This is a genomic window from Paenibacillus sp. sgz302114 (genome assembly GCF_056120345.1).
Map to the genome: position 1 here is coordinate 52,777 of NZ_JBVYOI010000015.1, position 24,492 is coordinate 77,268.

Sequence of the window (24,492 nt, forward strand, 5' to 3'; positions counted from 1 at the left end):
AGGATGCATATGCCGGAAGCGACCTTACATATGGTTGATAGATGCATAGCAGGCGATTTAGCAACAGTTCGCGAGCTGCTCGCGAAGGATCGGGCACTAGCAGCGGTGAGCTGGGGCTACTTCACGCCGCTGCATTTTGCTGTGCGCGAAGGGCACTATGAGTTGACTCGGCTGCTTCTCTCCTACGGGGCTGATGCTTCGGAGCAGCCGTGCCTCAGCTGGCAGGATTCGCTGCTGCAGAAGGCGCAGGACCGCGGCCATGACGATGTTGCGAAGCTGCTGCGAGAGCATCTGCAGAGCACCTTGAAGGCGGAGCCGATCGGCGAGAAGCTGGCTGCGCTTATTCGCAATCGCGAGATTAGGCAGCCGCTGGAGCTGCTGGAGCAGCAGCCGGAAGCCATTCATGCGAGCGACGAGCGGGGTAATACGCCGCTGCACTGGGCCGTTATGACCCGGAATCTTGAGCTGATCGATCAGCTTCTAGCTAGGGGAGCAGACCCGCTCGCGAAGCGCGGGGATGGAAGTCAGCCTGCGCAGCTAGCGCTGGAAGGAGACTACTTCTACCGCGCGAACCGGAATTTGCCGTCTGCTGCCGGTAGAGATGCGAGCTTCTTGCTCGGCTATCTTGTCGGAAAAGGCGTGCCTTACGATATCTGCCTCGCTGCTGCGACCGGGGATGCAATGCGCATAGACGAGCTGCTGAGGCAGGATAGCTCTTTTGCGCATGAGCGAGATGCGTCAGGGCGCTCAGCGCTCTATTATGCTGCGAAGCGCGGGTTCGTAGAGGTCGTGAAGCGGCTGCTCGCCGCGGGAGCAGATCCGAACGCGGCGGAGCGGGATGCACCGCAGGGAGCGGCATTATATGCAGCGGTTAGAGGCGGGCATACCAGCTGCGCGAAGCTGCTGCTTGAGCATGGAGCTGACCCGAACGCTGAGGTGGAGGTAAGCGGTAACGCGGTTTACGCAGCGCTGCAGGAAGGCCGCCAGGAGCTGATCGAGCTGGTCTATGCATACGGCGGTAAAGTGACATTGACTGGCGCTTGTGCGCTTGGACGTATCGATTTAGTCGGCGAGCTGCTATCGGCGGCGAATCCATCGTCTGAGGGCGGCGGCGACTATGGGCCGCTTGCACAGGCGGCAAGCTGCGGCTATACGGCAATCGTCAGGCTGCTGCTGCGCCATAACGCACCGCTGAACGATCCTTGGTACGCGAGCAATTATATGCACTACGCTTGCTCGTTCGCAGATGCGGACACGGTGAAGCTGCTGCTCGAAGGCGGTGCAGACACGAACAACGCGAACTGGCTAGGCGTCAGCTATTTGCACCTGATAGCGTTGCAGGGCAAGCTGGAACTTGCGGAGCTGATGATCGCTCATGGCGCGAGTCTCGAGGCAGTCGATGACGAATACGGCACAACGCCGCTCGGCTGGGCGGCCAAATACGGTAAGATCGAGATGGCGGCATTGCTGCTCAGGCACGGTGCCGCAGTAGATCCGTGTGGTGTGCCGCAGTGGGCGACTCCGCTCGCTTGGGCACAGCGAAGAGGTCATGAAGCGATTGCTCAGCTGCTGCTTGCCCACTGCTCAGAGGCTGTCTAACAGTTGACAGCGCAGGCGTCACCTGATATTCTAGCAACATAAATTGCATGCAATTTAATTGTGTTATATTAGAGCAACTTAAGAGAGGGAGACAGCGATGGATAAGAGTGCGCAACTTTCGCTCGATAATCAGCTGTGCTTTGCCCTTTATGCCTGCGCACGTGAAGTGACGAAGCTGTATCGGCCGTTTCTGGATGAGCTGGGCATTACGTATACCCAGTATGTAACCTTGCTTGCGCTATGGGAGAAGGACGGAGTGCCCGTGAAAGAGCTCGGAGCGAGGCTGTACCTGGATTCCGGCACATTAACGCCGCTTCTGAAGAAGCTGGAAGGCATGAGCCTCATTCGCCGCGAGCGTGATTCGGAGGATGAGCGCAGCGTCCTCGTCCGCTTAACGGCTGAAGGCCGGGCGATGAAGGTGCAGGCGAAGCTAATACCGGAACGCGTCTTTTGCCAGACAAACCTGCCTCCTGGCGAGATAGCGATGCTGCGGGATCAGCTGCAGAAGCTGACAGCTGCAGTGCATCAGAGTACATGCGGGACGCAGGAATCGTAAAGCTTAAAAGTAAAGAACCACATTGTTACCGCGAGTTGGCGGGCAATGTGGTTTTTTTGTTTTTTTATGCCGGAAAAGCGATTCGGTGAGAGTTGCATATTGGATCTCTCACCCAACTTTTGGCGCGATTCTGATGCTGAGAGGTCGTATTTGATACTTTCGGCTATCTGCAACCTCCATTTACTTGGGTCGCGGCGGTGAGAGTTCCATATGGGATCTCTCACCCAACTTTTGGCGTGATTCTGATGCTGAGAGGTCGCATTTGATACTCTCGGCTATCTGTAACCTCCATTTTGCTTAGGTTGCGGTGCTGAGAGAGCAAATACGCTCTCTCGCGCATCGGAACGTCCGAAAAAAGAGCTGAGAGAGCAAATATGCTCTCTCAGCAAGGAAAACGGCGGGTAAATCCGCCGAAACGCGTCGGAGAGAGCAAATACGCTCTCTCGCGCACCGGAACGGCCAAAAAAAGAGCTGAGAGAGCAAATACGCTCTCTCAGAGGATTACCCCTCCCACCACGCCATGTTGGCATTGGAAGAGAGGATTACCCCTCCCACCATGCCATGTTGGCATTGGAAGAGAGGATGCCCGCAACCGACAGCGAGGCGCTGACAGTAATGGAGATGGACCGGTTCTCCGGCACGATGAGCCCGCCGGTGTAGTCGAAGCTGAACATGCCGGGATTGAGCGGGACGGTGAAGAAGCTCGTGCCGCCGGAGATGGCGCTCGATGAGCTTCGCGCTGTCATCGAGCTTGTTGCGGAGCTGCCGAATAGTGTGTTGAACGGCGTTAGCGTGGAAGGGGAGCTGATCGTTCCGGCGCGCGTAATCGATAGGGAGCCATTGAAGGAGGATAGCAAACTTAGCGAGACGCCGACTCCTCCTGTAATGCGAGAGACGTAGAGTGTGCGGCCGCTGCCGGAAGGATTGGAGATTTGGATGGTTGCCGTGACCGAGCCGCCGAGAATACCGAGCGAGGAAGAGCTCGAGAATGTGGTAATGAACCCACGGGCAGCAACGGTTGCGCGATTATCAGGCGGAGCTGTAACACCAGGCGCTGCATACGTATTGACAAGCTGGCCGAACAGCTTGCCGCCCGATTGGTCAAAGACAGAGTTACTGGGCATGCTTAGCTACGCCTCCCACCAAGTCAGATTAATAGCGCCTGTTAATGATCCCGTACCGAGCGTTACCGAGATGGTGCGGTTCTCCTGTACGATGACGCTGCCCGAGAATGCGATGTCGAACAAGCCCGCAGTCAGCTGCATAACGAAACATGTCGTCGGTGTGGCGCCAAGCGTCCCTGTGTTCTGTTTGGTCGTAGCAATGCTGGTCTTGGAGCTGCCGAATAGCGCGTTGAACGGTGTTGGCGTTGTACCGCCCGTTATCGTCCCGGCAGAGGTAACCGTGAGAGTCGCTGCCGTGGTGGCGCCGCCTGCTATGCGCGAGATATAGAGCTTCTTGCCGCTATCGGATGGGTTGGTTGCTTGGCAAGGGCAACATTCCAACGGGCGACCTGCGAAAGGCTGACAGATGCCGCGAGGTGAGTCCGAATTCCTTCACGGATAGGATAACGGTTGTCACGCATGCTATTTAGCCTAATATGGCTCTTTTGAAAATGTAACGGTTCTCAGCAACGTTATTTGGCGATTTGGGCAGCGAAATGATCCACTTTGGTGCAAATAAGCACTGTGGTAACCGCTACAATTAGAGATCGGCTATTACTGTGCAAATAAGCCCTCTGGCTACCGTTACGATATTCGCCAGGCGTCAAACAACAAAAAAAGGCCCCCAAAAATCGGGGAGCCCCACTCAACTCTATTAAGCTTGTTTGCCAGCCTCAAGCTCGATCGAGATTTTCACTTCGTCGCCGATCAGAACGCCGCCTGTTTCAAGCGCTGCGTTGTACGTCAAGCCGTAGTCGCTGCGTTTGATTGCGCCCTTCGCGCTGAAGCCGGCTTTCTCGTTACCCCATGGGTCTTTGCCGCTGCCCTCGTACGTTACTTCTAACGTTTCCGGACGCGTAACGCCGTGCAGGCTCACATCGCCAGTAACATCGTACTCGCCTTTGCCTGTGCGAACGATCTTCGTCGCTTTGAACGTCAGGTTCGGGTGCTCTTCGATACCGAAGAAGTCGCCTGAACGCAGGTGATTGTCACGGTCGCTGTTGCGAGTGTCAATGCTGCTCAGTTCAACGGAGAACGAAATGTTAGCCGTTGTCAGATCTTCTGGATTCGCTTCGATTTCAGCGCTGAAATTATGGAATGTACCTTTTACTTTAGCGATCATCATGTGACGAATTGTGAAATCTACAGAACTGTGTGTTGCATCAAGAACCCATTTGGATACGGACATTAACTTGACCTCCTAAGTTTACTTACAATTAATAATAAACTTTATTATCTAAAGTAAGTGTATCGGAGAGTCGAATCATTGTCAACAAGAATGTGACTATTTGTTGAACGTATTATTCGCTTCGGGATAAGGGAACAGATCGACGATGCGAGTCGTTTGCCCGCTTTCATTCGTGAACACGACATGCTCGCGCTTGAAGCCGCGAGGACTTTCCAGCCCGCAAGCGGCAGCAAGAGAGAACAGCCCTTCCCGCAGCTGCAAAATATAGTTCATGACCCGCCACTGCTTCTCTTCCGGAGCAAGCGCAGCCTGGTACTTGGAGTCCGTCGTCGTGATGCCTGTCGGACATTTGCCGGTATGGCATTGCATAGCCATTATGCAGCCATTCGCCATCATGAAGCCGCGCGCGGAGTTGACGCAGTCCGCGCCAAGCGCGAGGGCAATCGCCACTTTATCCGGCGTGATGAGCTTGCCGGAGGCGAAGATGCGGATGCGGTCGCGCACGCCGAATTTGCGCGCCGTATCGTCAAGAATGACGAGCGCGGCATAGAGCGGCAGTCCCATACCGTCCGCCATCGCTTTGAACGTCGCGCCGGAGCCGCCTTCGGAACCGTCCACCGTAATGAAATCAGGGTACGTGTCTAGTGTCCGCATCGCTTCGAACAACGGCTCGAGCCGCTTCGGATCGCCGACAACGATTTTGATGCCGACGGGCTTGCCGCCTGCTTCCTGAAGCGTGCCGACGAAACGAATCGCTTCGTCCGCGTTCGTCAGAAACTCGAACCGGTTCGGGGAGTTGACCGTCTTGCCGACCGGCACGAGGCGGGCTGCCGCGACTCTCTCGGTCACTTTGGAGCCTTCGAGATGGCCGCCGCGGATCTTTGCCCCTTGATGGAACTTCAGCTCGAACGCTTTAATGTTCGGAATTTCGGCTTTGCGCTTGAATTCCTCGATGGAGAACTTACCCGTATCATCGCGGAAGCCGAACATGCCGGGGCCGATCTGCGAGACGACGTCGACGCCGGTAGCGAGATGCACATCCGCGACGCCGCCTTCGCCTGTATTGATCCAGGAGCCGCCCGCCATGTTGGCGCCGCTGCCTGTGGACTGGATATAATGCTCGCCGACCGCGCCGAAGGAGGTCGCTGAAGCGCCGAACATACCTTTGATCCGCCAAGGCTGTCTACGGTTAGGGCCGACGATGATGGCGTCGTCGTCATGGAGCAGCCAACGTTTTATTTTTTCTTCGACGACCTTCTCCTGCCGAGTGAACAACCCTTCGTCTGTAATCACATACTTCTTCCCTTGCACAAGCTCGTCATTGTCGACCTTCAGCTCGCTTGTCAGCTTCGGAAACATCGCATTGGAAATATAGAAGCCGGGCTTCTCGTAATCGCGCCGTCCGCCGAAGGAGATGAGGTCGGTCCGGTATTTGGCTGCGTAGACGAGACCTACGAAATCTGCACGAGAGAACGGTTTGCCCTCCGTATCGCTGTCGAACCAATATTGCCGGAATTCGGGTCCAAGCTTCTCAAGCAAATAGCGGATCCAACCGAGAAAAGGGTGCGAGCGGAGAATGGAATGCTTCGCTTTCTTGGAGAGAGAATACATGTAGCCGAAGAAAATGACGATGGGCAGCACAATAATAATGAGCAGGGCGGAAACCAAAATTGTAGTCACCATGATGGGGCAGCCTCCGATGTGATTTTGTAGGGACTATTGCCAGTTTCAGTATACCATGTGCTTCCAGTTTTTAACCGCGGCGGGGAATGTGAAATGTAGATGAAGAGGAATGAAAAAAAGCCTTCCCGAAGCGAGTGACACTCACCTCAAGGAAGGCGTTGTAGATGGAGCTACTTACACAGCATCCATCTGACGTTTGCGGCTGCTGAACTGGCTCTCGTACAGGTCGGCGTAGAAGCCGCCCGATGCGAGCAGCTGCTCGTGCGTACCTTGCTCGATAACGGTGCCGTGGTTCATAACGAGAATGAGATCGGCATCGCGGATCGTCGAGAGGCGGTGCGCAATGACGAAGCTCGTTCTGCCTTGCATCAGCTCATTCATAGCGCGCTGGATATGGATTTCTGTCCGCGTATCGACGCTGCTTGTCGCTTCGTCGAGAATGAGGATTGCCGGATTCGCCAGAATGGCGCGAGCAATCGTGAGCAATTGCTTTTGACCTTGCGAGATATTCGATGCTTCTTCATTAAGCACCGTATCGTACCCGTCAGGCAGCGTTCGGATGAAGTGGTCCGCATAGGCCGCTCGTGCAGCTGCCACGACTTCATCCTCGGTTGCTCCGGCGCGCCCGTATGCGATGTTATCGCGGATTGTACCGTTAAACAGCCACGTATCCTGCAGCACCATGCCGAAGAGGTTCCGCAGATCGCCGCGCTTCAGCTGTGTAATGCCCACGCCATCAATCGTAATGCTGCCGTCATTGATCTCGTAGAAGCGCATTAGCAGGTTGATGAGCGTTGTTTTGCCGGCGCCTGTCGGACCGACGATGGCAATTGTCTGGCCGGAACGGACGTGAATGTCCATGTCCTCGATGAGCGAGGTATCTTCCTTGTAGCGGAACTGCACATGTTTGAAGCTGACGTCGCCGCGAGGCTTGATCGCTTTGCCAGGCACTGCCTCGGATTCCCGCGACACAACCGCAATCGGATTCGATGCCTCCGGCACTTCTTCCTCTTCATCAAGCAATTCGAAGATCCGCTCTGCTGAAGCGACGGTCGATTGAAGAATGTTGGCGATTTGAGCCGTTTGCGTAATCGGCATCGTAAATTGGCGCGAGTAGGAGATGAACGCCTGCACGTCACCGATCGTAATCGTCTTATGCAGGACGAAAATACCTCCAGCCACGCTCACGAGCACGTAGCCGATGTTGCCAATGAAGCCCATGATCGGCATGATCATGCCGGAGACGAACTGTGCTCGCCAGCCGGATTCGTACAGCTGCTCATTCACGCTGTTGAACTTATCGACCGATTTACGTTCATGACCGAACGCCTTGACGATGTTGTGACCGGTATACATCTCTTCGACGTGGCCGTTAAGTTCGCCGAGAGCTTTCTGTTGGCCTTTAAAATATAACTGCGAGCGCCCTGCGATCATCTTGATCGCGATGAAGCTAAGCGGAAGCGTGACAATGGAGATGAGCGTCATGAGCGGGCTGATCGTCAGCATCATGATGACAACGCCGATAAGCGTGACGACGGATGTGATGATCTGCGTCAAGCTCTGCTGGAGCGTACCGCTGATGTTATCGACATCGTTGACGGCGCGGCTTAGAATTTCGCCGTGCGTCCGGGAGTCGAAAAATTTAAGAGGCAGACGCGCCAGCTTCTCGTTCACGTCTTTGCGCAGGCCATATACGGTTTTCTGCGCGACGCCAGCCATTACATACTGCTGAATGAAGCCGAATGCGGCGCTGATGATATAGAGGCCGCCGAGCAGGGCGAGAATTTGCCAAATGTAATGAAAATCAATTTCCGCGCCAGGCGTGCCCTTAATCTTGCCCATTAAGCCCTCAAACAGCTTGGTTGTTGCTTTACCCATAATCTTCGGACCGATAATCGAGAAGACGGTGCTCAATACCGCTGTCAGGAGAACGATGAGCAGCGAGAAACGGTACGGCTTCAGGTAGCCGGTCAGTCTGCGCAAGGTTCCTTTGAAGTCTTTGGCTTTCTGGACGGGCATGCCCATCGCGCCCGGGCCGCCGCGGCCTGGGCCGAAGCCGAAGTTGCCTGGGGCTGGACCTTGGCCGCCGGGGCGCTGACCTCCAGCGCCGCCTGGACCGCCGCCCGCTGGTCCTCTCTGCTGTTCACTCATGCGATTTCCTCCTCTGACAGCTGTGACGTTACGATTTCACGATAAACGGTAGACGTTTGCAGCAAATCTTTATGTGTGCCGATTGCGGAGATTTGGCCATCGTCGAGGACGATGATCCGGTCCGCATCCATGACCGTGCTGACGCGCTGCGCAACGATCAATACCGTTGCATTCGTCGTCTCACTGCGAAGCGCTTCGCGAAGCTTGGCGTCGGTCTTGAAGTCGAGCGCCGAGAAGCTATCGTCGAACAAATAAATGTCCGGTTTGCGGATGAGCGCGCGGGCAATGGACAGCCGCTGCTTCTGACCGCCGGAGACGTTCGTGCCGCCTTGTGCGATTGGCGAGTCGAAGCCGTCCTTCATTTCGGAGACGAAATCGTAAGCCTGCGCAATGACTGCTGCATGACGGATCTCCTCATCGCTCGCGTCTTCCTTGCCGAAGCGAATGTTATCCGTAATTGAGCCGGTGAACAGCACGGCCTTCTGCGGTACAAGGCCGATCGTAGAGCGGAGCGTCTCCTGCGTCAGCTCGCGCACATCGACGCCGCCGATCGTAATGCTGCCGCCCGTTACATCATAGAAGCGCGGAATGAGGTTGATCAGCGTCGATTTGCCGGAGCCTGTACCGCCGATAATTGCCGTCACTTCACCGCGGCCTGCTGTGAAGGAGATATTCGACAAAGCCGCCATTTCAGCGCCTGGATAGTGGAATGAAACATTGTTGAACGCCAGCTCGCCATTTGCAGCGGAAGCCGTCTTCGGTGCTGTAGGATCGTTAATATCCGGCACCATGTTCAGTACTTCGTTAATCCGTGCTGCCGAAGCGGAAGCGCGCGGAATCATGACAAACATCATGGAAGCGAAGATCAGCGCGAACATGATCTGCCAAGCGTACTGGATGAATGCCATCAAGTCGCCGACTTCCATATTGCCGCTGTCGATACGCAGGCCGCCGAACCAAACGATCGCAAGGCTCGCGAAGTTAATGACGAGCATCATGATCGGCATGAGTGATGCCATGATGCGGTTTACTTTGATCGACGTTTCCGTCAAATCGTTGTTCGCTTCATTGAAGCGGCCTTGCTCATGCGTAGTCCGGTTGAAAGAGCGGATAACGCGGATACCGGTCAGATTTTCGCGGAGTACGAGGTTCAGCTTGTCGATCTTCGTCTGCATCACCTTGAACAGCGGCACGCCGCGGCTGACGATGGCAAAGATAATGATTGCAAGGACCGGTACGATTGCGATGATAACAAGGGAAAGCGTTGCGTCTTTATACAGCGCCATAATGATACCGCCGAAGCACATCATAGGCGCCATGACCATGACTCGCATCATCATCATGAGCACTTGCTGGACTTGCGTAATATCGTTAGTTGTACGTGTGATAAGGGAAGCCGTTCCGATCTGGTCGAACTCATGCAGCGAATATTTCTCTACATGGCTGAACACTCGGCTGCGCAGATCTCGGCCGAAGCCTCCGGCTGATTTGGCGGACAAGTAGCTGGCGCCGATGGAGCAAATGCCGCCGCCGAGCGCGATGAGCAGCATAAGGCCGCCGACCTTCCATATGTATGGATTGTCGCCGCCTACAACGCCTTTGTCGACGATGTCAGCGAGCAGCGTCGGCAGATAAAGATCAGATAACGATTGCAGGAAAACGAACAGGAGTACGAAGAATACGAGCACCCAGTAGGGACGCAGCATGCGCAGCAATTTCATCATAGCGATTAGTCACCCTCTTTGGAATTGGTAGATTGGTTGTGGTCCCGGCCGCCGAACTTGAAGCAGCCCGGATCATGATCAGGATTACTTTCTTGGAAGAATGCCGTCGCGTCGTCGATCAGCTCAACGAGCAGCATCGCGCGTTCTTCGCCTAGATGTGCAATGAGTGCGGTCAACTTCTCATGCATCTTGGATTCGGCAAGCTGGGTCAGACGCTGGCCTTCCTCCGTCAGCTTGATGCGCACCGCTCTGCGGTCGTTCGGATCGGTCTCCCGATCAATGAGCCCTCTTGCGTTTAGTACGTTGAGCGTCTGGGTCATCGTTGGGGAAGCGACATTCATGAGGTTGCTGATCTCGGATGCTTTCAACCCCTCCGGTTGCTCGCGAGTCGCCCTGCGTAGGATGAATAGCGTCATTGTCTCGGCGGGTGTGCAGTTCTCGAAAGATTTCCGATTGTTAAACGAGATGTTCCGCAGCTGACGAAACGCGCGCATGAGTTCATGGGGCGCGTTGCAATTACGGTCATGTTGTTCATCATGTTCGGACATGATGGGGATCCCCTCCTGGACATTTAGTTTAGTTAGCTAACCTAAGTATATTTATTTTGACTAACGAATGTCAATAATCCTATTTATAAACGAGTCAAAAATTGTGTATGATAGTAGGATAAGATTCTGCTAGGAGTGTTGATTGAGATGGAGAACAAGACATCATCCTCTAACTTTATTAAAAATATCGTGGCTGACGATTTGAAAGCCGGTAAAGTGAAAGAGGTCATTACGAGATTTCCGCCCGAGCCGAACGGGTATTTGCACATTGGACATGCCAAGTCAATCTGCTTGAACTTCGAGCTTGCTGACGAATACGGCGGCAAAACAAACCTGCGTTTCGACGATACGAACCCTGTGAAGGAAGATACGGAATACGTTGAATCCATCCAAGAGGATGTAACTTGGCTCGGATTTGAGTGGGATGATCTCCGCTTCGCATCGGATTATTTTGAAGAGCTGTATCAGCGTGCCGTGCTTCTTATTAAGAAAGGCAAAGCATTCGTCTGCGATCTGACTGCGGAAGAAATGCGCGAGCTGCGCGGTACCCTTACGGTTCCGGGTAAAAATAGCCCTTACCGCGAGCGCAGCATCGAAGAGAATCTTGATCTGTTCGCTCGCATGCGTGCAGGCGAATTCAAGGATGGCGAGCGCATTCTGCGCGCGAAGATCGATATGGCTTCGCCGAATATCAATCTTCGTGACCCGGCGCTGTATCGGATTGCACATGCCCATCACCACCGGACAGGCGATGCTTGGTGCATCTACCCGATGTACGATTACGCGCATCCGATCAGCGATGCGATTGAAGGCGTGACGCACTCGATCTGCACGCTGGAATTCGAGGATCACCGCCCGTTGTACGATTGGGTGATCGAAGAGTGCGAGATGGAGTCGCAGCCGCGACAATATGAGTTTGCCCGTCTGAACGTAACCAATACCATCATGAGCAAACGTTACCTGAAGTCGCTTGTCGATCAAGGTGTTGTCGAGAGCTGGGACGATCCGCGTATGCCGACAATCAGCGGCCTTCGCCGCCGCGGCTTCACGGCAGAATCGCTGCGTGCGTTCTGCCGCGAGATTGGCGTTGCTCGCGCGTATAGCGTTGTAGACGAGCGGATGCTGGAATTCTTCATCCGTGAAGACTTGAAGCTGAAGGCGCCGCGGACAATGGCAGTGCTTGCGCCGCTGAAGGTGGTTATCACTAACTATCCGGAAGGCCAAGTGGAGATGCTTGAAGCGGAGAACAATGCGGAGAACGAAGCGATGGGCAATCGCCAAATCCCATTCTCGCGCGAGATCTACATCGAACAGGACGACTTCATGGAGAATCCTCCTGCGAAGTACTTCCGTCTGTTCCCAGGCAATGAGGTTCGTCTGAAGCATGCGTACTTCATTAAGTGCGAAGAGGTCATCAAGGATGAGGCGGGCAATGTGGTTGAGCTGCGCTGCACGTACGATCCGGAGACCAAGAGCGGCAGCGGCTTCACGGGCCGCAAGGTGAAAGGCACGATCCACTGGGTGGAAGCGTCCCAAGCGGTACCTGCGGAATTCCGCTTGTTCGAGCCGCTGCTCGTCGACAACGCGGAAGATGAAGACAAGGAGTTCCTTGAGCGCATCAACCCGAACTCGCTCGAGGTGCTGCAAGGCTTCGTTGAGCCGAACATGAAGGAAGCGCGCGGACAAGACAAGTTCCAATTCTTCCGCCACGGTTACTTCAACGTTGATCCGAAGCATACAAGCGAGTCGAAGGTTGTGTTCAACCGTATCGTGTCGCTGAAGAGCTCTTTTGATCCGAAAGCTTGATATAGGAGTTAGGGAGAACCGTCTTTGAGCCGATTGTGGCTTGGGGGCGGTTTTTTGTGTTGTTGGCCATGTTGCTGTTGTAGTTGTAGCTGTAGATGTAGATGAGATGTAGATGGCTTGCTGGCGGCACAATTATAGTCATTTTATACCCACTTCCGATTTGCTTGGAGATGTATGATAGAGCTTAGTATGGGGATTTGGAGAGGGGCAGGTTATGGGCAATTTGCGGATTGACTGCAAGGATGTGTATTTAAGAGGATTCGTCGCTGCCGATCTTGATGTGTTTCATTCGCTGACATGGCAGCCTGAAATATACGAGTATTTACCGGGCTGGAACGTGCCGAAGGAGCAGCGGACGGATTGGTTCGTGAACTACGAAATGCCAGAAAATGCGCAATTCATGAAGGTGGTCTCGGATGGTGGGGATGTAGGCGAGCTGCGTCTTCGGCTCGGGATTATTCAGAAGGAGACGGAGGAGTTGATCGGTTGGTGCTGCTCGGGGATTAAGGATGAACTGCCGCCGCCCAATCGAGAAATCATGTATGCCATCTCACGGGACCATCGAGGCAAGAGCTACACAACTGAGGCTGCTCGTGGAATGATTGGATACTTATTCGGATGCACGAACGTCCAGGTGTTGAATGCTGTCGTGCTTATTGAGAATGTATCGTCGAACAGGGTGATACAGAAATGCGGATTCAGGTTAGTGGGTACCGCTCTGATAGATGGTGAGCTGTATAACTACTATCGGCTTGAGAAGAAGGATTGGGTGGAGGGTTGAGATGAATACTCAGATTGGAATACGGCGGATGGATCGCGCTGATATAGACAATATTTATGAAGTGTTCGACAAGCATGATATCGCAAAATCTTTGGAGTGCATTTCCAAGTGCTGGGATGAAAATAGAATTGGTGACAGAATAACGTAGCTGGCATTTTTACGCTGGACAATTCGCTGGAAGCTTGCACCTCCTTACGAAGTCGCATTACCCTCACTTTAGGGAGAATGGCAGTATCCCCAAGGGACACACATTGGCGGAAATCCTGCCCCAGGGATCTACTTTGATGGCAAGCAGGAGAGTGGTTGGGGTAAGAAGCTGGTTTAGTGGACTACATGAGGGCGAGTTGGCGGTTAGTCCGGTAAAGTAGCTGATCTGCTGGATTTCATCGCCTCCACAGCCATTCAATCAAAAAGCCTCCCACCCTAATTTGAAGGTAGGAGGCTTGCTTGTGCAACCAATTATAACCCGCGCACCGCGGGCACGCGCGCTTCGACGAGCTCGCGGATCGCTTGCGGGGAGTCGAGGTCGAGTGCTTCGGCCGCCAAAGCAGCCATCTCCTGCTTGCTCAGCTGGCGGATGAGCGCCCGCGCTTCGAGCACCGCGTTCGCGCTCATGCTGAACTCCTGCAGGCCTAAGCCCAGCAGGAGCGGCACGGCATGCGGCTGGCCTGCCATCTCGCCGCACATGCCGACCCACTTGCCTTCGGCCTCGGCTGCGCGGATGACGCGTTCGATCAGCCGCAGCACGGCCGGCTGCATCGGGTCGCCGAGCGCGGTCAGCTTCTCGTTCATGCGATCCGCAGCCATCGTGTACTGCGTCAGATCATTCGTGCCGATGCTGAAGAAGTCGACCTCCCGCGCGAAGCGGTCGGCCATCATCGCAGCGCCCGGCACTTCAATCATAATGCCGACTTCGACGCCGTCGCCGACAGGCAAGCCCTCGGCGGCCAGCTCTTCGCGGCATTCCGCCAGAACCGCCTTCGCGGCGCGGAACTCCGCGAGCGTCGCGATCATCGGGAACATGATCTTCACGTTCCCGTGGGCGCTCGCCCGCAGAATGGCGCGAAGCTGCGCCTTGAACAAATCGTGTCGATCCAAAGAAATCCGGATCGCCCGATAGCCGAGGAACGGATTGTCCTCCTTCGGCAGATCGAGCAGCGGCAGCTCCTTGTCTCCGCCGATATCCATCGTGCGGATGACAATCGGAGCGCCTGGCTTGAAAGCCTCAGCCGCTTTCTTATAAGCGGCGAACTGCTCCTCCTCCGATGGCAGCGTATCGCGGCCCATATATAGAAACTCGGTGCGGAACAGGCCGATGCCTTCCGCACCCGCAGCACGTGCGCCAGCCGCATCGTCCGGAGAACCGATGTTCGCGGCAAGCTCCACATGGACGCCGTCGGCAGACACCGACTCTGCGTCTAGCAATGCGCCGAGCCGCTCGCGCCGCTCCATCAGCGCCTGCTGGCGGCCTCGATACTCCTGCGCAACCGCCGCGTCCGGATCAACGAACAGCTCACCCGTCGAGCCGTCGACGATGAGCAGCTGCCCGTTCTTGATCGCCTCTAGCCCGCGGCCCATGCCGACGATTGCCGGGAAGCCCGATGCCCGCGCAATAATCGCGGAATGCGAGGTGCGTCCGCCGATCATCGTCACGAAGCCGGCTACGGCATCCTTGTTCAGCTGCGCTGTATCGGACGGCGTGAGATCCGCCGTCACAAGTACAACAGGGTCGCCATCTACCGACGATGGCACCCCTGCGCGGCCGGTCAGATGGCCGATTACGCGGCCGCATACGTCGCGGATGTCTGCTGCGCGCTCGCGCAAATACTCATCATCGAGGCTCTCGAACATCGCCGCGATTTCGTCCCGCGCCGCCGCAATGGCTGCTGCGGCTGGCTTCAGCTCATCCCCGATTAGCTCCAGTGCGCGGCCAATCAGTTCCTCGTCTTCGAGCAGCAGCAAATGCCCTTCAAAAATCTCCGTCTCTTCTGTCCGTCCATCAGAAGCCATCCGATCACGCAGCCCGCTAACATCTGCGATGCTTGCGGAGACGGCTGCTTCCAGTCGCTTCGTTTCGCCAATGACGGCGATCGCCTCGATTGAAGCGGGAAGGGCTGCTTCGTCGAGTTGCTCAATGACCCAAGCGGGGCCAATCGCGATGCCGGATGAAGCGGCAATACCGCTCAGCTTCATTTCGCGTGCTCCGCCAATATCGCGCCAATTTCCTGCTGCGCGGCTTCCGCTTGATCGCCTTCCGTGATCACGGTTACGCTGTCGCCGTGCTTCACGCCGAGCGTCAGCACGTTGACGAGACTTTTTGCCGCTACGCGCTTGCCGTCTTTCTCCAGAAATACTTCAGTGCCTGCATATTTCTTAACTGCTTCTACAATTAGTTTCGCAGGGCGAACGTGGATGCCAAGCTCGCTGCCAATCGTGTATGTTTGTTCCATGAAGTAGTTCCTCCTCTGTTATCCTCATTGCCTCTCTACATCAATTTCTTAATATCGTCCTTCAACCGTTCGGACTGTGTACCGAAAATAACCTGCACGGCACCGGAGCCAAGGCGCATAACCCCGGAAGCGCCAAGCGCTTTAAGAGCGGAATCATTGACGGCTTTATCGTCTTTCACAACAAGGCGTAGGCGTGTAATACAGGCATCGATGCCGACAATGTTGTCCGATCCCCCGATGTTCTCAAGCACGCGAGCTGCCTTGTCGTTACCGCTAATCGCGCCAGCCCTGCCAGCAGTACCGGCAGTGCCAGTGCGCTGCTCTGGCGTTGTGCCGACGAGTGCATCATCGTCTTCACGGCCTGGTGTTTTGAGATTGAACTTCACAATTACGAAGCGGAACAGGAAGTAGTACACAACCGCGAACGCAAGACCGATTGGGATCAGAAGCAGCGGTTTCGTCGCCAGCGGGTAATTGACCAAATAGTCGATCAAGCCTGCTGAGAAGCCGAAGCCATGCTTAATGCCAATCGTATAGGTGATGTAGCCGGATAGGCCAGTCAGAACGGCATGGATGACATAAAGGCCTGGAGCGACGAACATGAATGCGAATTCGAGCGGCTCCGTAATACCTGTCAGGAACGATGCAACAGCTGCACCGACGAATACGGATGCAATGGCTTTGCGCTTCTCAGGACGGGCCGATTGAATAATCGCCAGCGCACCTGCAGGAAGTGCGAACATCATGATCGGGAAGAAGCCAGTCATGAACATGCCCGCTGTCGGGTCTCCGGCGAAGAAACGAGTCAAGTCGCCATGAACGACTTTGCCAGCGGCATCTGTGAAATTGCCGATTTGGAACCATGCGATCGAGTTGATGATGTGATGCAGGCCAAAAGGAATCAGCAGCCGGTTTGCCATCATGAAGATGCCGGAGCCGATACCGCCAAGGTCAACGACCCATTGTCCGAAGTCATCGAGTACGTTCTGGATTGGACCCCAGATCAGACCGAAGATAAGGCCGATAACAACCATGGCGAGCGATGTGATGATAGGTACGAAACGTTTGCCCGAGAAGAAGCCGAGCCAGTCGGGAAGTTTGATATTATGATAACGATTGTAGAAGAAAGCCGCGAACATACCTGCGATAATACCGCCAAGCACGCCCATATCGAGCTTCGCGTCTTTACCGACGAAGTCTGCGAATGCGACTGGCACCTTAGCCAGGACGTTCGTCAGTACCAAGTAAGCGAGCACGGCAGCCATAGCTGCTACAGCGTCACCCGCAAGGCCGATCGCAACGCCGACCGCGAACAGAAGCGGCAAGTTATCGAATATCGCGCCGCCGCCCGCAGCGAGGAATGGTGCTACGTATTGGTTCAGCCAACCGCCGAACCCTTCGCCAAAATGAAAATCAGTGACATAATTGATATTACCGAACCGCAGCAGAATCGATAGTGCTGGGAGAACGGCAACGGGAAGCATGAGCGCTTTTCCGATTCTTTGCAGAAATGCTAACATGTCATCTCCACCCTTTCAAAATAGTGTAATAACCGTACTGTGTACCGCATTTGCGTTATGCAAGCACCGCACGAATGACGGTCGTATCGCCGGCCTTCACATCGCCGAACAACGTTTCCATCTCCGCGACCGTCTCGCCGTTGGCAATAATGACTGGCGTAATGACCGGATAGCCGGCAGCTTTGATTTTGTCGATGTCGAACTCAATGAGCGTTTGGCCTGCTTTGACGGTGTCGCCTGTTTGAACATGGCCTGTGAAGCCTTCGCCTTGCATCGCTACCGTATTGATGCCGATATGCGCAAGCAGCTGAACACCCGATTCATGCTCAATGATGACGGCATGGTTCGTATGAATGACATGTGCTATCGTTCCGTCGAATGGCGCGATCAGTTTGCCGACGGTTGGCTCAATGGCAACGCCATCGCCCATATGCTTGCCTGCGAAAGCTTCATCCGGCACCTCCGCGAGCTGCACGGCTTTGCCTGTGAGAGGAGAGACGATCTCAAGCTTTGCTTTCTTCGATTTAAACAACTTACCTAACATAATTTCCTTCACTCCTTATCGGGATGATCTTGTTCTAGCCCTTGGAAAAAGCGGTACAGCTCGATTGCTATGTAGCCGACTTCTTCATCCGGTACATCTGTGCCTAGCCGCTCTGCCATAAGTACAGACAGGTCCTGCGCAAGCGCATAGTCACCCTTGAACTTCTTCCGAAGCTCCGGCAGAAGCGGATTCGCCATATGCTTCCCAAGACTAATCCGCTCGACTGTATACCTGAGGTCAGTAACGAGCCGCCGATAGTCCATGCTGTCCCGCGAAATAGCTATTGCTTTGCGCGCTTCGATTCGCTCAATCAGCTCCGTCACGACATTCGTGAACTTGGCGAGTTCCCAAGCGGCAACATTCGAGAAGGCGGAATGGACGTGGTATGTGAGAAAGCCGATCTCATCCTCGGGCACGTCTATCTCGAACGTCTTCTGTATCAAGGCAGCTGCACGGCCAGCAGCTTCATATTCAGCCGGAAACCACAGCTTCGTTTCTTGGAGAAAAGGATTCTTGATCTCCATGCCGCCCCGAAGCCGATAAAGCACGAACTGAATATGGCTCGGCAGCGAGTAATACACTTTGTTGTTGAGCGGCCCGCCGAACCTCTCCTCGATATCAGCGAGAATCGCTTCTGTAATGCGGATCACCTCGGGATCGGTTTCCTCCATCATGGCGTGGTAATGCTTCATCTGCTTGGGATCGTCCAGGCGAAATCTTTTCTCGATCCGCTTGTCGTCTTCTGCCAGAAGCTCGCCGGATTTGCTGCCGAACCCGATGCCTTTCCCCATGAGCACATATTCCATGCCATCATCAGACTGTGCCAAAATGACGTTGTTGCCGATGATGCGTTCAATTCGAAGCGGCGATTCCTTCTTCATGCCAAAACATACACCTCACACCTGCTTAGTATGGCAATTAGGCACAAAAAAGAGCCAAGAAAAATTCCGCCGGCAGCAGAAAGTTTCTTGGCTCATGCCCTTTACGTAAGGTAACACGCCATGCATATTGAAATACGCAGGCTCATCATAACGTAGGGAAGCGTTTTCGTCAATTAGGTAAACAAAGCATAATTTCTGGATATAAGAGAGGGTAAGAAGGACACAGGCACATGGTATACTGGTGACAACAATTTTGCTCAAAGAGAGGAGGAAGCGGGATGGCACTAACAGGCGCGGATATTCACGGCGTCATTCTGGCGGGCGGTCAGAGCAGTAGAATGGGGACGGATAAGGCATTGCTGCCGGTTGGCGAAAAGGTGCTGCTGCGCATCATTGCCGAGCAGATGCTGAGCGCTGGAATCGGCGGTAAAATCATCATTTCAGCAGGGGACGGACGGCGGGAAGAGGTGTATCGGCAGGCGCTGGATGGTGTTCAAGGGACGCTTGAATTTGTCCGCGACACATATATAAATTGCGGTCCGCTGGCCGGCTTGCACGCGGCGTTGTCGACCATTCAAGGACAAGCTTATGGCTTCGCTATGGCTTGCGATATGCCTGTGCTGTCGGGATCGCTGCTCGCGCGAATGATCGCTTCTGCTTCAATGTGGGAAGCGGAGGGCGAAAGACGTCCAGCTGTCATTCGCACCACGGCGAATCAGCCTTTTCACGCCCTATACAATACGAGCGTAGTCGCCAAGTTGCAGCAGCTTCTGGAGCAGCGGGATCTTCGCGTCATGTCTTTTCTGAAAGGACTGGATGCTCGTCAGCTGGAGCCGACTCCCGAAGAAGCGGAGGCTTTCATTAACCTCAATACGCCGGAGCTCTATGCGCAGTACATGGCGGAGCGGCGTTGATGTGAGTAGGCGTCGGTACGTTCTGCCGAACGTAGTTTAATGTTGTCGCTTTCTTTAAACAGGTACACTCTCGGCTTTGAGTAAACCGTAATCGATCGGCTCCGTGCCTAATTCTCTCTACACTCGGCAATGTGGTTTGTCACTGTCCTCTCCCTGAATCTGTACGCGCTCAGCATTCGCCACCTGTCGGCTCTTTAACTTGCTTTCCCGTAAATCTCTTCTGGCACGCCCTCCATCGCCCATTCCTCGTTCACCTATCCACACTTGGTACCGCTTTACCCCTGACTTTCCTTAGTCACTCCGGTTCACTCTCTCTAAACCCTCTGTATCCCCCAAAACGCCACCTTTCCCCTTCTCTTCGACCCTTTCTGCGAAATTGTAACGATATGTGACATCCCCTCCCTCTTTTTGTCGCTCATTTCGGGCGTTATCCACCAGTATCTGGAACAAGTGATTCGCGCTACATCCAAATTACGCAATGTGTTATTAATTCTTACAAATGACTTGTCATGTTATGTCGATGTAAATTGTAGTTGGAGGCTGAAGAATTTATAATCGAATCATAAAGGAGGCTGGGGATGATGGGTTCACGTGCAGTATCGACGGTGTCGCCGACTTATTGCAAAGACATAGAAGCGCTGCTGCGCAGCCATGCTAACGTGGAGGCTGCAGAGGCGATGTCCGCTTATATGAGAGGCTTGTTCCCTTTTCTCGGGATCCGTACGCCGGAGCGTGCTTCGCTTACGAAGCAGTTCATAAAGGCGAATGGCGTTCCGTCTGGTGAAGCGCTCGAGAAAGTCGTCCGCGAATTGTGGGCGATGCCAGAGAGGGAGTTTCATTATACGGCGATGGTTCTGATGGAGAAGCGGAAGAAGGAATTGCGGCCTGAGGACGCGCCGTTGCTGGAGTTTATGGTCACGACGAACTCGTGGTGGGACACGGTAGATCTCATTGCCAGCCACCTTGTCGGCACGTTGTTTGCGAAGCATCCGGAGATGGTAGCGCCATATACTTCGAAGTGGATGGATGAAGCGGATAACCTGTGGCTGCGCCGAACGGCGATTCTGTTCCAGCTAGGCTGCAAGACGAAGACGGATGTACCGCTGCTCTTCGATTTGATTCGCAGAACCTGCGCACGAGGAAGATTTCTTCATCCGCAAAGCGATTGGCTGGGCGCTTCGTGAGTATGGCAAGACGGATGCGGCGGCGGTCAAACAATTCGTCGCGGAGACAGAGCTGTCACCGCTGAGCGTGCGTGAAGCGCTCAAGCATATCGGCAACTAAAGTTTGGCAAAATGGTAATTGACGGAGAGCTTCGTTCATGGTAAAGTTAATTCCAACAAAGTAGGTAGGAATTATAGGAATAAGGTGGTGCGAAGATGAATCATCCTATAACGATTAAGAGCGGCGATTTACTTTTATCGGGCGTACTTCAGTATCCCCAGTGTGATCCAGAGACGAAATATGCGGCAAAATTTCCGCTTGTTATTATATGCCACGGCTTTATCGGCAACCGAATGGGAACGGATCGATTGTTCGTCGAAGCGGCGGAACGGCTGACACGCAGTGGTTATCTCGTGCTGCGGTTTGATTACGGCGGCTGCGGAGAGAGTACCGGAGATTATGGCAGCGGAGGACTCGACGAGCTGATCGCTCAGACACGTACCGTGATTGACTACGCATCTAGCCTGGATCTAGTTGACCATGAGCGAATTACGCTGCTGGGCCATAGCCTAGGCGGTGCGGTTGCCGTACTCACGGCGGCGCGCGACAATCGCGTTAAATCGCTTGTGCTGTGGGCTCCAGTCGCTCATCCGTTCCTAGATATCCGCAATATTATCGGTGCGAAGGCGATCAAAGAAATTGAGACCGACGGCAAAACCGACCATATGCACTACGAATTTACGAAGCGCTTCACGGATTCGCTTGCACAATACCAACCGCTGACAGAGCTGAGCGGCTACGGCGGTGAAGTGCTGATCGTACACGGCACTGCAGATATGGTCATCCCGGTCGATTATTGCTTCTTGTATCAGAAGATGTTCTGGCTTCGCAAGGAAGGTGGCTGTGACAAGGAAGTGATCCTGCAGGCAGATCATACTTTCTCGTCGAAAGCTTCCCGCGAGCAGCTGTTTGATACTTCGCTCAGATGGATTAATGCCATCGGCAAGCGACGGAATGATTGGAGTTTGTGGACAATCTAACATTAGATGTCAGGATAATCACCCTTTCTGGTTGTGAGAGAGGGTGGTTTTTTTGCATTTCCAATGTGAATAGAGGTTCTTCTGCTCCGGATGAGGAAACAATAAGGAAATCACGATACGTCCGAAAGCAGGTGATTTGACGATGATTCGGAATATAAAAGCCCGCGCCGCGGCGCTAACAGTTGCGATTCTGCTGCTGAATGGCTGTGCTTCCCATGAGCTTGCGGAGCAGCCTCCAGAAACGCCCGCTTCCGGGCAGAATGGAGGAACGGATCAGCATTCCGTTACAGAACCGAACCAGCCTGAGGAGCCGTCCGCTCCTGCCGATGAGCCGGATCAGCAGCCCCCTGCTGAGGAGCCGCCGCCGAAGTCAGAGATCGAGAAGCAGCTCGATCAAATGTCGCTTGACGAGAAGCTTGGCGCGATGATTATCGCAGGCGTGGAAGGAAAGAAAGCGGACGCGCGGGCGAAGCGGATGATTGCGCAGCAGCATGTCGGCGGGGTTATTTTCTATAAGGATAATGTGGCGACGCCGAGCGGAGTAGCTGCGTATGTAAATCAGCTGAAAACGTGGAACGGCGGAAACGCATCGCCGCTGCTCGTTACTGTCGACGAAGAAGGCGGCAGAGTGGCGCGTCTTCCTGGTCTTGTTGCGCTGCCAAGCGGGAAAGCAGTAGGCGATACCGGCGATACGGCTTATGCGGGGAGAATTGGCCATTTGCTTGGAGAGGCGAGCAAGGCGATGGGGTTTAATGTTGATTTTGCGCCCGTGCTCGATATTAATAGCAATCCGAACAATCCGGTGATCGGAGACCGTTCTTTTGGAGCGACTGCGGACCTTGTGACGAAGATGGGGCTTGCTGTGATGGAGGGGCTGCAAGGCGAGAAGGTTGTACCGGTTGTGAAGCATTTTCCTGGGCATGGGGATACTTCTGTGGATTCGCATCTCGAACTGCCGATTGTATATAAAAGCTTGTCGCAGCTAAAAGCGTTCGAATGGCGTCCTTTCCAGGAAGCGATCGGCGATGGGGCAGATGTGGTTATGATTGCGCATATCCTGTTCCCGAAGCTGGATGCGAAGTGGCCGGCTTCATTGTCAAAGCGTGTCATCACGGATGAGCTGCGCGGTACATTGGGGTTCAAAGATGTTATCGTCACCGACGATCTGACGATGGGGGCAATTGCTAACCATTATGGCATGGGCGAAGCGGCGGTGCAGGCGGTGAAAGCAGGCAGCGATATTGTGCTTATTGCGCATGAATATGCGAATGTGGACGCGGTCATTGCAGCGCTCAAGAAGAGCGTAAGCAAGGGGGAATTGACCGAGCAGCGGATTAACGAGAGTGTGCTGCGGATTTTGGCATTGAAGGGACGTTATGGGCTGTCGGATGCGAAGGTGGCGGCTGTGCCTGATTTGAAGGGGATCAATGCTGCGATCCGGAAGGAAACGGCGGCAGCTGCCCGTGCAGCGAAATAGACGGAAAAAGACATCAAGCAGTTTTGCTCGCTGCTTGGCGTCTTTCATTTATGTCATGTATGTGTTAGATTTCAGAAGTTTTTGGCAGAGGATGTCATGCAGGAAGCAGTCGAATAATTCCTATCGCCGCATCTCAAACTAATAGCAGCTTGCTTGCGATAGGGGGCACATGAGAAGTGATCGATGAAGCAATCGTTGCAATATTGGACGACCGGATTCAGACGTTAAAGAGTAAGCGGGGCACGATTATTCTGGTAGGTCCGATCTCGCTGCCGGTTAATTTGGACGGAGAAACCGTGAAGTTCCAGTGGTACTGCTGGCTGCCGTGTAAGGATCTCGTACACAGCGAGGGCGGATGTCGGGAGAAAGAGCGCACGGAGTACTTGATTGAGCAGCTGTCGGAGTCGAATTTGGCGGAGAAGCAGCAGTCGAGCGTGCTCGTCTACGGCGACTTCGCGAACAACGCAGATGCTCTCATTCGGATGCATAGTATTTGCCATACGGGCGATATCTTCGGCAGTAAGCGATGTGATTGCGGCTTTCAGCTGCATCAGTCGATGAAGATGATTGCCAGCCACGGAACGGGCGCGCTGTTCTATCTCGCCAATCATGAAGGGCGCGGCATCGGGCTGTTCAGCAAAGCGATGGCATATATATTGCAGGAGAAGGGATACGACACGGTGGAGGCGAATCTGGAGCTCGGCTTTCAGGATGATACGCGCAGCTACGGGGACACGCTGCTCGTGCTGTCGCATCTGCGAAGCAAGCCGGTGACGCTCATCACGAACAATCCGAAGAAGCTTGCGGCGCTTAAGGCATCGGGTATGAACGTCGATGATCGCGTGCCGCTGTGGGGCGATATTTCGGAGTTTAACCGTAAGTACTTGGAGACGAAGGTGAATCGGTCGGGGCATTATGCCGAGGAGCTGACGATTCCGTGAGTCGTGCCGAGGTCGGTGCGGTGTCAGTTGAGGGCCCGAGTTGGTGAAGTGCTCGTCCTTAGCTGGTGGTATGTAGACCCTCGCGTTGGTTGGAACGCGGGGGTCTTTGTTTTCGGTGCCCTCAGCAGCCAAATCGCACAACAATACGCGCTCTCACCAATGCGCTAACACGCTAACGAACTCAGGAGACGCTATTCGTCCGGAATAGGCTGATTTGGAATTTTAACGAACTCCAGAAGTGTTATTCGGTTCATTGGCTCGGATATCATCCATTTTCGCGCAAATAAGGACGCTGGGGTTCGTTAGAATTTAAAAAGAGCGATTATGGGGCTAATAAGCGCCATACGATTCGTTAGACTGC

General features: G+C 54.3%; 22 protein-coding genes. 10 read left to right on the forward strand and 12 right to left on the reverse strand.

What is annotated here, in order from left to right; all coding sequences use genetic code 11:
- Positions 1–3 precede the first annotated feature (3 nt).
- Together AC0LWF_RS24355 and AC0LWF_RS24360 are read left to right on the forward strand one after the other, a co-directional pair.
- A complete protein-coding gene (locus tag AC0LWF_RS24355) occupies positions 4–1,599 on the forward strand; it encodes an ankyrin repeat domain-containing protein (RefSeq protein WP_474654127.1) in 1,596 nt (531 codons plus the stop codon).
- Positions 1,600–1,696: 97 nt separating this feature from the next.
- The gene (locus AC0LWF_RS24360; RefSeq protein WP_474654128.1) at positions 1,697–2,155 is read left to right on the forward strand and encodes a MarR family winged helix-turn-helix transcriptional regulator; all 459 of its coding nucleotides are present in this window, start codon (positions 1,697–1,699) and stop codon (positions 2,153–2,155) included.
- Positions 2,156–2,697: 542 nt separating this feature from the next.
- Here the strand turns inward: AC0LWF_RS24360 and AC0LWF_RS24365 are convergent.
- The 7 genes from AC0LWF_RS24365 to AC0LWF_RS24395 all read right to left on the reverse strand — a co-directional run bounded on the left by AC0LWF_RS24365 (position 2,698) and on the right by AC0LWF_RS24395 (position 10,613).
- Entirely contained in the window at positions 2,698–3,279 is a 582-nt protein-coding gene (locus AC0LWF_RS24365; protein ID WP_474654129.1) for a hypothetical protein, read from the reverse strand.
- Positions 3,280–3,285: 6 nt separating this feature from the next.
- Positions 3,286–3,660, reverse strand: coding sequence for a hypothetical protein (locus AC0LWF_RS24370; RefSeq protein WP_474654130.1), 375 nt, complete (start codon positions 3,658–3,660; stop codon positions 3,286–3,288).
- A gap of 313 nt (positions 3,661–3,973) precedes the next feature.
- On the reverse strand, positions 3,974–4,507 hold the full coding sequence (locus AC0LWF_RS24375; RefSeq protein ID WP_474654131.1) for a YceI family protein: 534 nt from the start codon (positions 4,505–4,507) through the stop codon (positions 3,974–3,976).
- 96 nt (positions 4,508–4,603) lie between these two features.
- On the reverse strand, positions 4,604–6,190 hold the full coding sequence (locus AC0LWF_RS24380; protein WP_474654132.1) for a glutamate synthase-related protein: 1,587 nt from the start codon (positions 6,188–6,190) through the stop codon (positions 4,604–4,606).
- A 174-nt stretch (positions 6,191–6,364) separates the two neighbouring features.
- Positions 6,365–8,341, reverse strand: a complete 1,977-nt coding sequence (locus AC0LWF_RS24385) for an ABC transporter ATP-binding protein (protein WP_474654133.1) — start codon at positions 8,339–8,341, stop codon at positions 6,365–6,367.
- Positions 8,338–10,065 (reverse strand): ABC transporter ATP-binding protein, encoded by a 1,728-nt coding sequence (locus AC0LWF_RS24390; RefSeq protein WP_474654134.1) that lies wholly within the window; start codon positions 10,063–10,065, stop codon positions 8,338–8,340. The genes AC0LWF_RS24385 and AC0LWF_RS24390 overlap by 4 nt, the downstream gene beginning before the upstream one ends.
- Positions 10,066–10,070: 5 nt before the next feature.
- Positions 10,071–10,613: a MarR family winged helix-turn-helix transcriptional regulator gene (locus AC0LWF_RS24395; protein WP_474654135.1), complete on the reverse strand. Its 543-nt coding sequence runs from the start codon at positions 10,611–10,613 to the stop codon at positions 10,071–10,073.
- A 147-nt stretch (positions 10,614–10,760) separates the two neighbouring features.
- Between AC0LWF_RS24395 and AC0LWF_RS24400 the strand changes: the two genes are divergently transcribed.
- On the forward strand, positions 10,761–12,419 hold the full coding sequence (locus AC0LWF_RS24400) for a glutamine--tRNA ligase/YqeY domain fusion protein (protein WP_474654136.1): 1,659 nt from the start codon (positions 10,761–10,763) through the stop codon (positions 12,417–12,419).
- A gap of 214 nt (positions 12,420–12,633) precedes the next feature.
- Entirely contained in the window at positions 12,634–13,200 is a 567-nt protein-coding gene (locus tag AC0LWF_RS24405) for a GNAT family N-acetyltransferase (RefSeq protein ID WP_474654137.1), read from the forward strand.
- Positions 13,201–13,659: 459 nt separating this feature from the next.
- Here the strand turns inward: AC0LWF_RS24405 and ptsP are convergent, their stop codons facing one another.
- The 5 genes from ptsP to AC0LWF_RS24430 are packed head-to-tail and all read right to left on the reverse strand — an operon-like array spanning position 13,660 to position 18,595.
- Positions 13,660–15,393, reverse strand: a complete 1,734-nt coding sequence (ptsP, locus tag AC0LWF_RS24410; protein ID WP_474654138.1) for a phosphoenolpyruvate--protein phosphotransferase — start codon at positions 15,391–15,393, stop codon at positions 13,660–13,662.
- On the reverse strand, positions 15,390–15,650 hold the full coding sequence (locus tag AC0LWF_RS24415; RefSeq protein WP_474654139.1) for an HPr family phosphocarrier protein: 261 nt from the start codon (positions 15,648–15,650) through the stop codon (positions 15,390–15,392). The genes ptsP and AC0LWF_RS24415 overlap by 4 nt, the downstream gene beginning before the upstream one ends.
- A 35-nt stretch (positions 15,651–15,685) precedes the next feature.
- Positions 15,686–17,170: an N-acetylglucosamine-specific PTS transporter subunit IIBC gene (gene nagE, locus AC0LWF_RS24420; RefSeq protein ID WP_474654140.1), complete on the reverse strand. Its 1,485-nt coding sequence runs from the start codon at positions 17,168–17,170 to the stop codon at positions 15,686–15,688.
- Positions 17,171–17,225: 55 nt separating this feature from the next.
- The gene (locus AC0LWF_RS24425; protein ID WP_474654141.1) at positions 17,226–17,714 is read right to left on the reverse strand and encodes a PTS sugar transporter subunit IIA; all 489 of its coding nucleotides are present in this window, start codon (positions 17,712–17,714) and stop codon (positions 17,226–17,228) included.
- 8 nt (positions 17,715–17,722) lie between these two features.
- The gene (locus tag AC0LWF_RS24430; protein WP_474654142.1) at positions 17,723–18,595 is read right to left on the reverse strand and encodes a PRD domain-containing protein; all 873 of its coding nucleotides are present in this window, start codon (positions 18,593–18,595) and stop codon (positions 17,723–17,725) included.
- A gap of 278 nt (positions 18,596–18,873) precedes the next feature.
- Here AC0LWF_RS24430 and mobA point away from each other — a divergent pair, with 278 nt between their 5' ends.
- The 6 genes from mobA to AC0LWF_RS24460 all read left to right on the forward strand — a co-directional run bounded on the left by mobA (position 18,874) and on the right by AC0LWF_RS24460 (position 24,131).
- A complete protein-coding gene (gene mobA, locus AC0LWF_RS24435) occupies positions 18,874–19,509 on the forward strand; it encodes a molybdenum cofactor guanylyltransferase (RefSeq protein ID WP_474654143.1) in 636 nt (211 codons plus the stop codon).
- A gap of 578 nt (positions 19,510–20,087) precedes the next feature.
- A complete protein-coding gene (locus tag AC0LWF_RS24440; protein ID WP_474654144.1) occupies positions 20,088–20,693 on the forward strand; it encodes a DNA alkylation repair protein in 606 nt (201 codons plus the stop codon).
- Positions 20,674–20,793: a DNA alkylation repair protein gene (locus tag AC0LWF_RS24445; RefSeq protein WP_474654175.1), complete on the forward strand. Its 120-nt coding sequence runs from the start codon at positions 20,674–20,676 to the stop codon at positions 20,791–20,793. Before AC0LWF_RS24440 ends, AC0LWF_RS24445 begins: the two co-directional genes overlap by 20 nt.
- A 95-nt stretch (positions 20,794–20,888) precedes the next feature.
- Positions 20,889–21,713 carry an alpha/beta hydrolase family protein gene (locus tag AC0LWF_RS24450; protein WP_474654145.1) on the forward strand — a complete coding sequence of 275 codons (825 nt, stop codon included), beginning with the start codon at positions 20,889–20,891 and terminating at the stop codon, positions 21,711–21,713.
- Positions 21,714–21,855: 142 nt separating this feature from the next.
- Positions 21,856–23,190 carry a beta-N-acetylhexosaminidase gene (gene nagZ, locus AC0LWF_RS24455; RefSeq protein WP_474654146.1) on the forward strand — a complete coding sequence of 445 codons (1,335 nt, stop codon included), beginning with the start codon at positions 21,856–21,858 and terminating at the stop codon, positions 23,188–23,190.
- A 176-nt stretch (positions 23,191–23,366) separates the two neighbouring features.
- Entirely contained in the window at positions 23,367–24,131 is a 765-nt protein-coding gene (locus AC0LWF_RS24460; RefSeq protein WP_474654147.1) for a GTP cyclohydrolase II, read from the forward strand.
- Positions 24,132–24,492: the final 361 nt, after the last annotated feature.

What these genes read in the sequence shown, in the direction of transcription:
- AC0LWF_RS24355 (WP_474654127.1), top strand. Translation starts at nt 4, where the DNA reads ATGCATATGCCGGAAGCGACCTTACATATGGTTGATAGATGCATAGCA.
- AC0LWF_RS24360 (WP_474654128.1), top strand. Translation starts at nt 1,697, where the DNA reads ATGGATAAGAGTGCGCAACTTTCGCTCGATAATCAGCTGTGCTTTGCC.
- AC0LWF_RS24365 (WP_474654129.1), bottom strand. Translation starts at nt 3,279, where the DNA reads ATGCCCAGTAACTCTGTCTTTGACCAATCGGGCGGCAAGCTGTTCGGC.
- AC0LWF_RS24375 (WP_474654131.1), bottom strand. Translation starts at nt 4,507, where the DNA reads ATGTCCGTATCCAAATGGGTTCTTGATGCAACACACAGTTCTGTAGAT.
- AC0LWF_RS24380 (WP_474654132.1), bottom strand. Translation starts at nt 6,190, where the DNA reads ATGGTGACTACAATTTTGGTTTCCGCCCTGCTCATTATTATTGTGCTG.
- AC0LWF_RS24385 (WP_474654133.1), bottom strand. Translation starts at nt 8,341, where the DNA reads ATGAGTGAACAGCAGAGAGGACCAGCGGGCGGCGGTCCAGGCGGCGCT.
- AC0LWF_RS24390 (WP_474654134.1), bottom strand. Translation starts at nt 10,065, where the DNA reads ATGATGAAATTGCTGCGCATGCTGCGTCCCTACTGGGTGCTCGTATTC.
- AC0LWF_RS24395 (WP_474654135.1), bottom strand. Translation starts at nt 10,613, where the DNA reads ATGTCCGAACATGATGAACAACATGACCGTAATTGCAACGCGCCCCAT.
- AC0LWF_RS24400 (WP_474654136.1), top strand. Translation starts at nt 10,761, where the DNA reads ATGGAGAACAAGACATCATCCTCTAACTTTATTAAAAATATCGTGGCT.
- AC0LWF_RS24405 (WP_474654137.1), top strand. Translation starts at nt 12,634, where the DNA reads ATGGGCAATTTGCGGATTGACTGCAAGGATGTGTATTTAAGAGGATTC.
- ptsP (WP_474654138.1), bottom strand. Translation starts at nt 15,393, where the DNA reads ATGAAGCTGAGCGGTATTGCCGCTTCATCCGGCATCGCGATTGGCCCC.
- AC0LWF_RS24415 (WP_474654139.1), bottom strand. Translation starts at nt 15,650, where the DNA reads ATGGAACAAACATACACGATTGGCAGCGAGCTTGGCATCCACGTTCGC.
- nagE (WP_474654140.1), bottom strand. Translation starts at nt 17,170, where the DNA reads ATGTTAGCATTTCTGCAAAGAATCGGAAAAGCGCTCATGCTTCCCGTT.
- AC0LWF_RS24425 (WP_474654141.1), bottom strand. Translation starts at nt 17,714, where the DNA reads ATGTTAGGTAAGTTGTTTAAATCGAAGAAAGCAAAGCTTGAGATCGTC.
- AC0LWF_RS24430 (WP_474654142.1), bottom strand. Translation starts at nt 18,595, where the DNA reads ATGAAGAAGGAATCGCCGCTTCGAATTGAACGCATCATCGGCAACAAC.
- mobA (WP_474654143.1), top strand. Translation starts at nt 18,874, where the DNA reads ATGGCACTAACAGGCGCGGATATTCACGGCGTCATTCTGGCGGGCGGT.
- AC0LWF_RS24440 (WP_474654144.1), top strand. Translation starts at nt 20,088, where the DNA reads ATGATGGGTTCACGTGCAGTATCGACGGTGTCGCCGACTTATTGCAAA.
- AC0LWF_RS24450 (WP_474654145.1), top strand. Translation starts at nt 20,889, where the DNA reads ATGAATCATCCTATAACGATTAAGAGCGGCGATTTACTTTTATCGGGC.
- nagZ (WP_474654146.1), top strand. Translation starts at nt 21,856, where the DNA reads ATGATTCGGAATATAAAAGCCCGCGCCGCGGCGCTAACAGTTGCGATT.